General features: G+C 66.6%; 10 protein-coding genes. 5 read left to right on the forward strand and 5 right to left on the reverse strand.

Annotated elements, in window-relative coordinates:
• Position 1: 1 nt before the first annotated feature.
• The gene (locus OG352_RS14705) at positions 2-613 is read right to left on the reverse strand and encodes a Uma2 family endonuclease (RefSeq protein ID WP_329217284.1); all 612 of its coding nucleotides are present in this window, start codon (positions 611-613) and stop codon (positions 2-4) included.
• Between the two features lie 92 nt (positions 614-705).
• Entirely contained in the window at positions 706-1,167 is a 462-nt protein-coding gene (locus OG352_RS14710; protein ID WP_329217286.1) for an ATP-binding protein, read from the reverse strand.
• Positions 1,168-1,422: 255 nt separating this feature from the next.
• On the opposite strand from OG352_RS14710, the gene OG352_RS14715 reads away from it, so the two are divergent.
• Entirely contained in the window at positions 1,423-2,277 is an 855-nt protein-coding gene (locus tag OG352_RS14715) for a helix-turn-helix domain-containing protein (protein WP_329217288.1), read from the forward strand.
• Positions 2,278-2,288: 11 nt separating this feature from the next.
• Positions 2,289-2,468, forward strand: a complete 180-nt coding sequence (locus tag OG352_RS14720; protein ID WP_329217290.1) for a DUF397 domain-containing protein — start codon at positions 2,289-2,291, stop codon at positions 2,466-2,468.
• A 224-nt stretch (positions 2,469-2,692) separates the two neighbouring features.
• On the opposite strand, the gene OG352_RS14725 is transcribed toward OG352_RS14720, so the two are convergent.
• From OG352_RS14725 to OG352_RS14735, 3 genes are read right to left on the reverse strand one after another with little or no spacing between them, the layout of a single operon-like run.
• Positions 2,693-3,163: a hypothetical protein gene (locus OG352_RS14725; protein WP_329217292.1), complete on the reverse strand. Its 471-nt coding sequence runs from the start codon at positions 3,161-3,163 to the stop codon at positions 2,693-2,695.
• A 23-nt stretch (positions 3,164-3,186) separates the two neighbouring features.
• Positions 3,187-8,049: a polymorphic toxin-type HINT domain-containing protein gene (locus OG352_RS14730; RefSeq protein ID WP_329217294.1), complete on the reverse strand. Its 4,863-nt coding sequence runs from the start codon at positions 8,047-8,049 to the stop codon at positions 3,187-3,189.
• A 42-nt stretch (positions 8,050-8,091) separates the two neighbouring features.
• A complete protein-coding gene (locus tag OG352_RS14735) occupies positions 8,092-8,553 on the reverse strand; it encodes an ATP-binding protein (RefSeq protein WP_329217296.1) in 462 nt (153 codons plus the stop codon).
• 250 nt (positions 8,554-8,803) lie between these two features.
• Here OG352_RS14735 and OG352_RS14740 point away from each other — a divergent pair, with 250 nt between their 5' ends.
• The 3 genes from OG352_RS14740 to OG352_RS14750 all read left to right on the forward strand — a co-directional run bounded on the left by OG352_RS14740 (position 8,804) and on the right by OG352_RS14750 (position 13,923).
• Positions 8,804-9,655, forward strand: a complete 852-nt coding sequence (locus OG352_RS14740) for a helix-turn-helix domain-containing protein (RefSeq protein WP_329217298.1) — start codon at positions 8,804-8,806, stop codon at positions 9,653-9,655.
• 12 nt (positions 9,656-9,667) lie between these two features.
• Positions 9,668-9,844 carry a DUF397 domain-containing protein gene (locus tag OG352_RS14745; RefSeq protein ID WP_329217300.1) on the forward strand — a complete coding sequence of 59 codons (177 nt, stop codon included), beginning with the start codon at positions 9,668-9,670 and terminating at the stop codon, positions 9,842-9,844.
• Positions 9,845-10,164: 320 nt separating this feature from the next.
• Entirely contained in the window at positions 10,165-13,923 is a 3,759-nt protein-coding gene (locus OG352_RS14750; protein ID WP_329217302.1) for a LamG domain-containing protein, read from the forward strand.
• Positions 13,924-14,011 lie beyond the last annotated feature (88 nt).

The following is a 14,011-nucleotide window of genomic DNA, read 5'->3' on the forward strand; positions in this document are numbered from 1 at the left end:
CTCACCTCTGCTCGTCTTCCGGGTTCTCGGCCTCCTCGACGGCGAACCCGGACGTGTCGAGGTCGAAGTCGAAGGGTGCGGGGATGCGGACGGGCCGCCCGAAGGGGACGTTGGTCCGCGACCGGTACCCCTTGGGAGACGGATCCCACAGCACGTTGATCTCCCCGACCCGCATGTCGAGAAGCAGATACACGGGGACGACCCGCCCGTACGTCTCCATCTTGTCGAGCCAGTCGACGTCCTTGGTGGAGTCGGAGGTCAGCTCGGCGGCGAGGGAGAGGGCGGTGCCGTCGGCGTGACGGCCTTCGGCGTCGAAGGCGGATTCGTCGGCGACGTGGAGATCGGGCCCGTATCCCCGCTCAGACCCGGGGAAGGTGAAGAGAAAGGGGGCCACGTCCACGTCGTGCCCTTCCGGAGCATGCGGCTCCAACTGAAGCCGGAGCGCTTTCATGACCTTCTTGTAGCGCAGCTTCGACCACGGCGACACGACGATCTTCCCCCGGATGAGCTCGGCCTTGCAGCCGGCAGGTGTGTCCAGTCCTTCGACGATCTGGAGCAGGTCCTCGAAGGCTCCGCTCGGAGGGGTGTCTATGGCCCGGGGGCGCTCGGTCATGACGGTCACCACGATCCTCCACTGATTACAGAGCGTGTCACCTGAACCACGATAGCGCCGGGCTGTGACAGCCGCCCGCCCCTCGGCAACGCTCACCCGCCGACCTCGCACCACAGGAGCTTCCCGCCACCCCCGGAGGGGCTGCCGCCGAGCGGATACCCACCCCACGTCTCGGCGTAATGACACACGAGGAAGAGCCCACGCCCACCCTCCGCTTCGACACTCGCCGAGGCGGGGAGGTGGATGGACCCGGACCGCTTGTCGAACGGGGGCGGGATGTGGGGATTGGCGTCCCAGACGCTCACCCGCAGCCGACTGCGACCGAGGCCGCGGAGGCGGAGGGTGGCGGGGCCGGTGGAGTGCCGGTAGGCGTTGGTGACGAGTTCGGTGGCCAACAGTTCGGCGGAGTCCTGGAGTTGGACCATGCCGTGTCCGGCGAGGACGGCCCGGAGGGTGACGCGGGCGATGCGGGCACCACGGGGATCATGGGGCAGTTGAAGCACGTACGCCCAAGTTGGAACTGCTTCGCACTCCGACGGGGATACGGTGACCATGAACGCCTCCTGCGGTGGGGGAAGTTGGCTCTTCGGTCCGCTCGACGGCCTGGCCCGGCCGGGCGGTGGCAGTGCCACGCACACGTGACGTGCTGCGCGGTGCGCTTCCGGGTTATCGGCGGGGCGGTTGAGCGGCTCGAGACTCACCGTAGAGCAGTTCATGGACTACATTCCATGAACCGACGGGAATACAGCCCCCATTACCTTCGTATGGGTGACTTGCGCGACGTACGTACGAACGGGAAGTTCCAGCCGATGCCGCAACCGAACCCCCTCCCCACCGCCCGGCGCCGACGCCTCGGTGTCGAACTGCGCAGGCTGCGCGAGCGGGCCGACCTCTCCGCCACCCAGGCCGCAGCACTCGTCGGAGCAACGCAGTCACGCGTGAGCAACATCGAAGCGGGACGCTACGGAGTGAGCGCCGACCGCGTCCGCACCATCGCCCGGCACTACGACTGCACCGACGAACCCCTGATCGACGCCCTCACCACCCTGACCGGCGAACGTCGGCGCGGATGGTGGGAGGAGTACCGGGACATCCTCTCCCCCCGCGTCCTGGATCTGACCGAAGTCGAACACCACGCCACCGCGCTACGCGTGGCCCACGTCATCAACATCCCGGGCTTGCTCCAGACCCCCGACCACGCCCGCACCCTGTTCAACCACACGGTCCCGACCCTCAAGCCGCACGAGATCGAGCACCGCGTCTCACACCGCATCAAACGCCAGGAAATCCTGCACCGCGAACAGCCCCCGCCCTACACGGCGATCATCCACGAAGCCGCACTCCGCATGCACTTCGGCGACCGCGCCACCGTCCATGCACAGCTCCACCACCTCAACGAGATCAGCGAACTGAACCACGTCACGATCACCGTCATCCCCTTCGAGAACGGCCCCTTCCACACCTCGGGCCAAGGCATCGACTACTTCCACGGCCCAGTACAACAACTGGATACCGTCCAGCTCGACACCGACCATGGCGCGGAACTCATCGACTCCCCCGCCCAATTGGAGCGCTATCGCCTGATCCTGGACCGCACCGCCCAGGCAGCCCTCCCCCCACCCAATTCCCGCGACTTCATCTCCCAACTCGCCCAAGACCTCTGAAGGAGCCGTCCATGCCAGAACTGCACTGGCAGAAGTCCACATACAGCCAGGAGGCCTCCGCCTGTGTCTACGTCACTGCCACCCACGCCGGAACGGTTCTCCTCCGCGAAAGCGACGAACCGGAAACCATTCTCGCCACCGATTCACGCCCACTCGCCGCACTGATAACCATGCTGCGAGCACCCGCATGAACAAGGCGAGGCTCAACGGTGCGGTACCCGTTGAGCCTCGCCTTGCTTATGCTGTGAGCGGAGTTGTCCAAGTCGGCATGCATTACGAAGATGGCAGCGACACCAGTTAGTGAGGCTTCGCAGCACAGACCTGCACCCGTCGCGTTAGACCCGAATTCCAACAGAGCGGAAATTCGGAAAATGCAAGGCTCGGCCCATTTTCACCAACGAAGGCTACTCACCAATCAAGGCAACATGCCGCCGTGACTCTCAGTGAAACTGCGAGAAACTTCCCGGATTTCAGGATCGCCACTCTCGGCAGCTTTGCCAATCACGGCACTCAGAGCCTCCCACGCTTCAACCTCGGCCAACACGTCAGCCAGTCTGAGATAGTCTTCGACTTCACCGTCAGATAGGCAGTCCAGCGCTACCCGCACGAATTGCGATGGCTCAATTCCTTTCCGAGCTGCCCGGATCGCCTCGAGGGCGGGCTGCGCCCACCCGGTTGACAAGGAAAGGTCAACCAGTAGATCGAGCAGCTTCGGAACGTCTTCAGGGAAGAGGCGCAGGAAATCCAGAGCGCCAGACCGATCCCACGCCGAACTACTTGAAAGTGCCTTCGCCAGCAAGTCCATACGTGAGGGCAACTGGTTCACCTCGGCACGACATCGAGCGACCTCTTGCTCGGCTGCCACCAAAGCACGCCATTCCTCCATCCCCAGGGCATCTCTTTCTGGACTCACAGCTTCTTTCCTATGTTCTGCCAGTTCATCCCTTGGATGAGCCCTACATACTCATCGAACGACATGCGACGCGTCGGGTAGATGGTGTGGTGACCAAGTGCGCGCGGACCTCCGACCCCTCTGCCGTCGGCGATAACACCCAACCCGTCAGGAAGTGGACCCGTAGGGGTACGAACCTGCCCCTTCAGTCCGATACGGCTGGCGTTCTCCACCGAATCAAACGTCGAGAGCCCCTGCACATCCAGAGATTTCAGTTGCTCAGCAGTAGACCCATTGACGAAGCCATCCGCATCCACATCGATATCTTTCCCTGGGCGAACCCTCGGCCCACCCACCGTGTGCAGAGGACAGTTGTTGTTGTGAACGAGGACCGGAGTCGCCCCCGCCAGCACATAATACGTGTGCAGGTCGCTGACAGTCAGGTTGTGGACCGTTGACTGCTGGGTCCAGCGTTGGACCGCGGTGATCTGGACGAGCGTGCCGGCCGAGGTGCGGAGCCGTTCGCCCGACTTGAGGTCTGTCGCGTCGATCCACTCGCGCAATTCAGGAACCCAGAACGGGTGGCCGTCGGTCGCGGTGACCGATGCGGTCTTCGGGCCCTTGTCGCCATCGGTGTCGATGGTGACCTTGACCAGGTGCTTGGTTCCCTTGCCCTTGATCTCCGCCGTGACCGTCTGGACCTGGGTCTTGCCGGTCTCCGAGTCGGTGGCGATGACACGGTCGCCTATGTCGATGTCCTCGATCGACTTCTGACTTCCGTCAGCCATCAGGACTTTCGTCTTCGGCACGAAGCTGTTGCATTTCTCGCCGGCTTCGACTGCTGCTTCAGCCTCTTTCTCTGCCTTCTTCGCCAGCTTGCTGGACTTGTACCAGTCCTTGGCCGCGGAGGTCAGCTTGCTGCCAAGGCCCCCGATCCGCTTGGCGAGGGCCCATGCCTTGTCCCACTTCAATGGGGAGGCATACTTCGTCGCCAACTTGCCCACCAGGCCTCCGGCGAAGCTGGTGGCGATGTTGAATGCCGTCGCCCCGCAGGCGCCCAGGTTGCCCGTGGTGAAGCAGTCCAGCCCGTCCGTGATGCCGAGCTCGTCCATCGCGATCTTGGCGAGTTCCCTGGCGACGGACTTCACGCGCTGCTTGGCGTCGTCCGCCTGCGCGCGGGCATCCTCCGCCTTCGCCTCGGCGACGGTCCTCGCGCTGCCGCTGCTGTTGCTGCTGGGAGAGCCACCGGTGCCAGCGGTGGACCCACTGGAGACAAACGACGAACCGGGTCCGCAATCGCTCCAGCCGCCCACGCAGTCCGCGAGTCTCAGCCCCGTCGCGTCGACGAAGGCGATCGGGTTGTTGTTGGCGTACGAGTAGCCGTTGATCTGCTGCGGGTCGGAGAAGTCGATGATCGGGTCGGCTGAGATGAACCGGCCGTTCTCCACTTCGTACTCACGGGCGCCGACATTGACCAGGCCGGTTGACTCGTCGACGGTCTTGCCGAGGAAGCCCTTGTCGTTGACCCAGGTCTTGCCGTCGTCGCCCCGCTCGTTGCCGTAGGGATCCATGCGGCGGCGGGTGGTCTCACCCGTGGCCGCGTCGACGGCTATCTCGGCCGTGCCGTGCGAGTCGGCGGACAGGAACTGGACTCCGCTCGCCGTGCGCATCGCGACGGTGAGGGCGCCGAATGTGTAGTACCGGGTGCCGGTGACCGCCTTCGTCGTCGGGTTCAGGCGCAGTTCCATGCCCGGCAGGTACAGCGTCTTCTCGCCGCCGACGTTGCGCAGCAGGCGCTGGCCCGAGGCGTCGTACACGTAGTCCGTCGTCTTGGCGCCGGTGACCTTGGAGAGCTTGCCCTGGGAGTTCCAGTCCAAGGTCTGGGTGTTGCCGCTCAGGACACGTGCGGTCGTGTTGCCCGTGCTGTCGTACTTGTACGTGTCCTGGGACTTGACCTGCGGGTTGCCCTGGTAGGCCGGGGTGAGCGTCTCGACCTTGGTCAGGGCGTGCGGGCCGCCGTCGCCGGTCTCGCCTGTCGTGCCGTCCTGGTCTGCGTCACCGTAGGAGTAGGTGCGGGTGACGTCCGGCGTGGTGGTCGTGCCGAAGCCGTGGGCCGTCTCCTTCTTGCGGTTGCCCGTCACGTCGTCGAACTCGTACGAGCGCCAGTACGGGGCCGGGCCGCCGACGGTGGACGTCGACGGCGCTGCGGCGCAGGACGCGTTCGTCGTGCCCGTGCCGATCGCGCTGTCCGGCGTCGTCGTGCTCGTCCATGCCTGGGTCATCCGGCGCTGGTAGTCGTACTGGAAGCACTGGGCGTCCGTCTGGCCGCCGGTCGGCTTGTCCGTGATCGACGTGACGTTGCCGACCTGGTCGTAGGTGTAGCGGGCGTCGTAGGTGACCGCCGTGGCGCCTTCGCGGTCGACGCGTGAGCTCGTCAGACGATTCGTGCCGCGCTCGTAGCCGTACGTCAGCCAGGTTTTCTTAGCCCCGTTGGTGTTGCTGTTCAGTTCCAGTTGTTTCAACTGGCTGGTGTTGGAGTAGCTCGCCAGGTTGACGATCGTGTTGTTGTCGAACGTCGAGCCGTAGGCGCTGTGGAGTGCTGTCTGACGCTGAAGCCCGTCGTACTCGGGGAACAGGCCCTCCGACGACAGCCCTCCGGCCGCCGGCATCCTCGTGGACTGGACGGTTCCGTCGGTGTTGTAGGCCGTGTTGTACTCGTACGCCCCGCCCAGTTCCGGTTCGGCCGTCTTGGAGACCGAATAGCGCACGGTCAGGGGCTGGTAGGTGGTGTCGAGTTGGGTGACCAGCCTGACGGCGTAGACCGCACCGTTCACGTAGGTGTAGGTGCCGTAGGCCTGCCCCTTCGCCACCACGTCGTAGTTGAAGGCGCTCAACTGCTTTCCGGTGGTCGGCTCGCCCTCCCACGTGGCCGTGGTGCGGCCGAGCTTGTCGTAGACCGTGGAGGTCTTCTTGCCGCGTGAGTCCGTGGACGACGTCAGGCGGTCCAGGATGTCGTAGGCGAAGTCGGTGTGGCCCGTGTCGGGGTCGTCGGCGCTGATCTTGCGGCCGCGCTTGTCGTAGCCGTAGGACCAGAGGTTTCCGCTGCCGTCCTTCACCGTCCCCAGCAGGCCGGCCTTGTTGTACGTGTACTTGGTGGAGACGTAGTCCGCCGAGGTGCCGGTGGGCAGGGGGGCACTGCCCTTGTACTGGCGTATCTCCGCCGTCTGGTCACGGCCGTCGGTGATCGTCGTGGTCGGTGCCTGGCCGTTCGGCGGGTCGGTGTGGACGCGGTCGCCGCCGTACGCGTACGTGGTCCGCCACCGCTCGTCGCCGGCCACCGCGAAGATGTCGGCGGTCTTGCGGCCCGCGCCGTCGTACTGCGTCAGGTTCTGGGTGTCGACGTCACCGTTGACCACCGCGAAGGGCGTACCGCTCGGGGCGCCGGTCGTGTAGTAGTCGCCGTTGGTCTTCACGACGCGGCCGAGACCGTCGTAGAACGTGTCCGCGATCATGCGGCCGCTGTTCGGGCCCTCCGTCTGGACCTGGATCGGACGCAGGTTCCCGTCGTAGAGCGTGTACTCGGGAATCGTGTATCCGCCGCCCACCTGGACCTTTTGTGTCGTCACGACGGACGGCGCGTTCTTGCGGACGGTGTACGCGTACTTGATGCTGGGTGAGGAACTCGACTTGGGAAGGTCCGGGAGCCAGACGCTGGTGAGGCGGCCCAGGCCGTCGTAGTCGAAGTCGGTGCGCTTGCCGTTGGGGTCGGTCTGGCCCGTCGGGCTGCCCCAGGCCGGGTTGTAGTCGGTCGTGGTCTGCCAGCCCAGCGTGTTCGTCTCGACCTTCTTGGTGGCCAGGCCGTTGGTGTCCGTGTAGACCATCGAGGTCTCGGTGCCCGCGGCGTCCTTCACCTTGAGCGGGCGGCCGTTGGCGTCGAAGTCGGCGGGGGCGAGGTCGGTGATCGTCTCGTAGACGGGGGTGTTGTCGACCGTCAACGAGGCGAGGCGCTGGACCTTGGTGGTGTCGCCCTTCGTCGGGCCGGTGCCGAGGGCCTGGCCGTCGTAGAGGGTGAGGTCGTCGGAGAGCGTCTCCTTGCCGTGGTTGGCGGTGTCGGCGCAGGTGGTCGCCGTGGTGTGCACCCGGTACGGGAACGCCAGCATGTTCTTGTCGGCGTTGTCCGCGTAGTACGTGAGGGTGCACTGGTTGTCGGTGGCGTCGCCGTCGACTCCGAAGTCGTCGACCTTGGTCGCCCGGCCCGTGACGGTGTCGTAGGTGTTGGTGCTCTTCGTCACCCGCCACTTGGGGCTCTGCGCGGTGTGACCCTCCAGCGCCGTGTAGCTGTTGGTGTCCTTCGGGCGCAGGTACCAGGACTCGGTCGTGCCCCAGTCCTGCTTGCGGGAGCCGGTGCGCTGGGTCCAGGGGGTGCTGATGCTCTTGGAGACGACCGCGTCCGCGCTGAAGGAGCCGTTGTACGTGGTCGTCTCCAGCTCGAAACCGGAGAGGTGGTCGGCGTCCGTGTACGTGGTGCCGGTCGAGTCCTTGAGTGTCTCGGTGCGTGTGCCGCCCGCCGCCGTCGCGTCACCGTTGAGACCGCGGAAGAACGCGTGCTCGGTACGGGTGTTGTTGGCCGCGGCGACGCCGCCCTCCGAACCCGTCACCCGCACCTTGGCATAGCCGCGCCAGTCGCCCCACGTCAGGTACTTCGCCTCGGTGACGCCGTCCGCGCGGGACTTCCGCCAGCCGGCGTCGCCGATGTAGTCGTACGACGTGGACATGTCCGGGGTGCCGCCGACCAGGTCGGTCTGGGTGACCATGCTGACGACGTACTTGTGGAACCAGTCGGTGATCGGCTCCTCGACGCCCGGCGGATTCCACTTCACCGGGTAGCAGCGCTTGGCGGACTCGCCCTCCTTCGGCCGCGCTCACCCACCGACCTCGCACCACAACAACTTCCCGCCACCCCCGGAGAGACCGCCGCCGAGCGAATACCCGCCCCACGTCTCGGCGTACTGACACACGAGGAAGAGCCCACGCCCACCCTCCGCTTCGACACCCACCGGGGCGGGGAGGCGGATGGACCCGGACCGCTTGTCGAAGGGCGGCGGGATGTGGGGATTGGCATCCCAGACACTCACCCGGAGCCGACCGCGACCGAGGCCACGGAGGCGGAGGGTGGCGGGGCCGGTGGAATGCCGGTAGGCGTTGGTGACCAGCTCGGTGGCCAACAGTTCAGCCGTGTCCTGGAGTTGGGCCATGCCGTGTCCGGCGAGGACGGCCCGGAGGGTGACGCGTGCGATGCGGGCGCCACGGGGATCATGGGGCAGTTGAAGCACGTACGCCCAAGTTGGAACCGCTTCGCACTCCGACGGGGATACGGTGACCATGAACGCCTCCTGCGGTGGGGGAAGTTGGCTCTTCGGTCCGCTCGACGGCCTGGCCCGGCCGGGCGGTGGCAGTGCCGCGTGCTCGATGGGCGGCGCGGTGCACTTCCGACTTACAGGCGGGGCCGGTTGAGCGGCTCGGGTCTCACCGTAGACTGCAATCCCTGAAGGTTTTGCACTCACGAGCAAAACCTTCAGGGATTTACCTCGTGTGGGTGACCTCCACACCAGGTGTACGGAACGGAGCGAGGACTTGGCACCACGAAACGCCCCCACTGCACGCCGCCTCCGCGTCGGCATCGAGCTGCGGCGCCTGCGGGAACGCGCCGGCATGACCGCTGCCGAGACCGCCCGCTCTCTGGGCACCACTCAGGCGCAGGTCAGCAACATCGAGGCCAACCGCTTCGGTGTCAGCGCGGAACGCGTGCGCACGCTCGCCCACATCTACGGCTGCACGGACCAGAGCTTGGTCGACGCCCTCGCGGGCATGGCGGCGGACCGAACGCGTGGCTGGTGGGAGGAGTACCGGGACACGCTGCCACCCCGCCTTCTGGACCTCGCGGAACTGGAGCACCGCGCCACCGCTCTACGCGTCACCCAGGTCATCAACATCCCGGGCCTGCTTCAGACCCCGGAGCACGCCCGCGCGTTGTTCCGCGAGGCGGTTCCGTCCCTTCGGCCGCACGAGATCGAGTACCGCATCTCCCATCGCATCAAGCGCCAGGCCATCCTCCACCGCGAGCAGCCGCCGCCGTACACCGCGATCGTCCACGAGGCCGCCCTGCGGATGCAGTTCGGCGGCCGCGAGGTGGCCCGGGCCCAACTGGAACATCTGGCCGGAGCCAGCGAGCAGGCAAACGTCTCCCTCCGCGTGATCCCGTTCAACGGCACGTCGTTTCCCACCACAGGCCATGCCGTGGACTACTTCCACGGTCCGGTACCGACCCTCGACACGGTGGAGGTCGACACCGCCCACGGCAGCGAACTCGTCGACGCCGCCGGACAACTGGAGAAGTACCGCCTCGTCCTGGACCGTATGGAGGCAGTCACCCTGAAGCCCACCGCCTCCCGCGACCTCATCCACCGCATCGCCCAAGACACCTGAGAGAGACGAGACATGGCCGAACGGAACTGGCAGAAGTCGACGTACAGCGAAGAGGGCTCCGCCTGCGTCTACCTCACCACCACCCCCACCGGAACGATCCTCCTCCGCGAAAGCGACGAACCGGAAACCATCCTCACCACCAGCCCACGCCAACTCAGAGCCCTGATAACCACCCTGCGCCACAGCTGAAGCAGCGCACTGCTCACAGGAGTCACGGAAACGCTCGGCCGAGAGAACCCCGCTGAGCGCTTACGCAAACGGTTCGCGGCCTGATCGTGCATCAACCACCAGCCCCTCTGTCAGCATTCTCCACATCTCGGGGCGGTGGATCTTGGCCAGGACACCGTCTACGACGAGCTACTTCGTCAACTCTCACCAGCCCAACCAGCACGCCCTATTGGCAGGCTGAAAGGGAGTCATGTGACACGCAACACCATTGACCAGCATGTTCGATCAACACATGATCCCCATAGCTTGTGTAATGAAAAACTAAAGGGGACGGGTGGGGCGTGTTTACGCGGCAACGGGGGCACAGTTGGCGGCAGGCGGTACGGAGTGCGGCGATAGCCGTCGCGCTCCTGGCGGGCGCGGTCCAGACGATCGGGGCCGGGGCGACTCCAGCACTCGCCGAGGACGGGGCGGCTTCGGCAGCGGCTGACAGGAGTCCGGAGTCGCAGGCGAGCGCTCTCGCGGCGAAGACCGGTGAGCGGGTGGCCGTGGACGCGGTGACCACCGATTCGTCCCAGGTCTTCGCCAACCCGGACGGCACCTTCACGCAGGAGACGAACGCGGCCCCGGTCCGTGCCCGGAAGGACGACGGCACCTGGGCCTCCATCGACACCACCCTCGTGCGTGAGTCCGACGGCTCCGTGCGGGCGAAGAACACGACGGCAGATCTCACTTTCTCGGGCGGCGGCAGCGGGAACGGACTGGTCACGCTGGAGGACGAGGGGCACGAGCTGAAGCTCGGCTGGCCCGCCGCGCTCCCTGAGCCCCGGCTCGACGGCGCCACCGCCATCTACGCCAAAGTCCTCCCCGACGTCGATCTGAAACTGACCGCGCTGAGTTCCGGCTACACGTCGGTGCTCGTGGTCAAGACCGCGGAGGCGGCGAAGAACCCGGCGCTCGCGACGATCCGGATGACCGTCTCCGGCGGAGGCCTGGACATCTCCCCGACGGCCGATGGCGGTTTCGTCGCGCGCGACGGCGACGGCACCCCGGTCTTCGAGAGCCCGGCAGGGCGGATGTGGGACTCGGCCGGTGACACCACGGCCACCGCCACGGCCGGGGTCTCGACGCAGCTGGCCCGCACCGCTTCGGCAGAGGCGGAGACGGAGGCCGAGCCGGAACCGACAGAGGCGGCCCCGCTGCCCGCCGCCGGGGGCGAGCCGGCTTCTTCGGAGGGCCCGGGCATCGGTGACGCGGCGGCCGAGATCCCGCTCAAGGTCACCGGCACCACCCTGGAGATCACGCCCGATCCGGCTCTCCTCCACGGCGAGGACACCGTCTTCCCGTTGTACATCGACCCGCCGACCAAGGGCATCGCACTGGGCGACTGGACGGCCCTCGCCTCCAACGGCACCAAGTACTGGGAGTTCGACGGGGACAAGGGCGTGGGTCGCTGCTCCAACTACGCCGGCTACCTCTGCGCCAGCATCCCGTACACCCAGCGCATGTACTTCGAGTACCCGCTCTCGTCGATCCACGGCAAGAAGATCCTGGACGCGACGATGGAGGTGTACCAGCTCTGGACGTTCAGTTGCGATCCGCACTGGTACGACCTGAGCCGCGTGGACAAGGGCATCTCCTCCAGCACCACCTGGTCGTCCCGCCCCGCCGGCGTGGATCTGATGGGCGACCGGGAAGTGGCTTACGGGCGAGGCACCCTGTGCAGCCCGTCGCAGCCGGCGAACTGGGTGCGCTTCAGCGACAACGTCTCCGGCGGGGAGACCAACGAGAACCTGACGACCACCCTCGCGTCCTACGCCGCGAGCAAGAAGGCCGAGATCACCTTCTCGCTGACCGCGCACGACGAGTCCGACGCCGGCGCCTGGGCGCGGTTCCGCAACGACGCGAAGCTGTCGGTGACGTACGTCTCCTACCCCTCCGCGCCGACCGAGGCAAAGGTCCAGGACGGCACCAGCGGCAAGGCGTGCGGGACTTCCGCCGTACCGCAGGTCACCGGCGACACCACACCGAAGGTGTACGGCACGGTGCAGTCGGCGGACGGATCGCAGGCACAACTGCGTGCGGCGTTCGAGATCTGGAAGGCGGACGGCACCAGCCGTGCCTGGGCGGCGAACTCTCCCGCCGGCGCCTGGGTGGCGGACAACGCGGTGCGTGACGCCACGTCGCCCGCACTGACCCCGCAGACGGACTACAGACTGCGGGTCAAGACACAGGCCTACTACATGACTGACCGAGGCGCCACCGGTGTTCTGGACTCGGCCTGGTCGTCCTGGTGCTACTTCCGGGTCGACACCGATTCCCCGCCGCCTCCGGTGGTGTCCAGCTCGGACGGCCGCTACCAGCCCGCCGAGACGAACCAGGCCGCGGACGGTGTGGGTGTGACGGGCGAGTTCCTCTTCACCCCCGCTGACACCAACCCCGCCACGGCCGGCATCCAGTCCGACGTCGTCAGCTACAAGTGGCGGCTGAACAGCGGCGCGGTGTCCGCACCGATCACCGTTGCGAAGGGCACGGCCGCCAAGGCGAACATCACGCCGAACCAGGTCGGTGAGAACACCGTCCAGGTCTGGGGCTACGACGCGGCCGGTCACAGCTCACTCACGGGCTACTACAGCTTCCTCGCCAACTCCGGTGCGAAGCCCTCCGGCATGTGGCACTTCGACGGCAACGGCAACGACTCCACGACAACAGCCACGCCCCATGCACTGTCCACGGGATCAGGGGCTTCGTACGACGGCCCAGGCCGTGGAGGAGCGGCTTCGCTGAAACTGGACGGCACGGCGGGCTATGCCCAGTCGTCCGGGCCAGTGGTGGACACGACCAAGTCGTTCAGTATCTCCGCCTGGATCCGGCTCTCGGACGCCTCCCGCAACCAGACCGTCGTCTCTCAGCAGGCCACCACGCTGTCGGGTTTCGCGCTGCACTACTCGGCCACCAGCAAGCGGTTCGTATTCTCCCGTTACCACACTGACGTGGCTGCTCCGACGGCGAGCCGCTCCATCTCTCTCGCCGCCCCCGCGGCAGGGGTGTGGACCCACCTCACCGGTGTGTACGACGCTGTGGGCCAGACCGTGCTGTTGTATGTGAACGGCCGTCCCCAGGGTTCTCCCGTGGCCTTCACCACGCCGTGGGCGGCGGCCGGACCACTCCAGATCGGTCGGTTCCACAACAGCGTCGGCTACGCCGAGCAGTTCAACGGGCTCATCGACGAGGTACACGTCTGGTCCCGGGTGCTCGCCGATTCGGAGGTCGTACAGGACGCCGGCCTTGAGGACGAGGACAGCAGCGACGGCACTTCCGGTGATCCGGTGTCGACGCTCGTCGCCAAGTGGGACGCCACGGACACGGTGAACGCGACCGGCACCACGATCAAGGACAACACCAGCGGATTCGCCCGCGTTCTGACCCTCAGCGGGGCGACGCTGACCCAGATCACCACCGGTGCGGATCCGGACACCGGCGAGACCGGCACGACCAAGCAGACGATGCAACTGAACGGCACCCAGGCCTACGCCTCGGCGACCGGCCCGATCGTGGACGACACCGGCTCGTTCACGGCCACCGCCTGGGTGACGCTGGACCCCGCCAAGTTCACCGACACCACCAAGTCGTACGCGGTGCAGGTGTTCGGTCAGTCAGGGGCGACGCAGTCTTCCTGGGGCGTCTGGTACGAGCAGCCGGCCGGGAGCAGCCAGGGTCGTTGGACCTTCGGCCGCCCCGACAAGGACGGCACCGGTGCGGTCTGGACGAAGAGCGAGTCCGACGCCGTCAGCGCCGCTGAACTCAACGGCGATCCGGTCATGCTGACGATCGTGTACGACGCGCAGACGGCAGTCGACACCGCCAACGGCCCGAAGCTCGGTTCGCTCATCCTCTACGTCGACAGCGCACGCATGGGCAGCGAGGACGACGTGTCCTTCCCGGCTCCGTGGCAGGGCAGCGGGGCGTTCGAGGTTGGACGGGCGAAGATCGACGGCGCTGCCACGCGCTACTTCCCCGGAACGGTCGACAGCGTCCGGGTCTGGTCCGGCGCCACGCCCACCAGTGTGATCGCCGACCGCTGGAACACCGAGCAGTAGTCAGTTCCCGGGTGGCCCGGCGGGACCTCCGCCCGGCCACCCGGCCTCTCCGCACCTGCCAGATCTCCGCTCCGGTATCGGTCCTGCC

The organism is Streptomyces sp. NBC_01485 (genome assembly GCF_036227125.1).
In the GTDB taxonomy this organism is placed as follows: domain Bacteria; phylum Actinomycetota; class Actinomycetes; order Streptomycetales; family Streptomycetaceae; genus Streptomyces.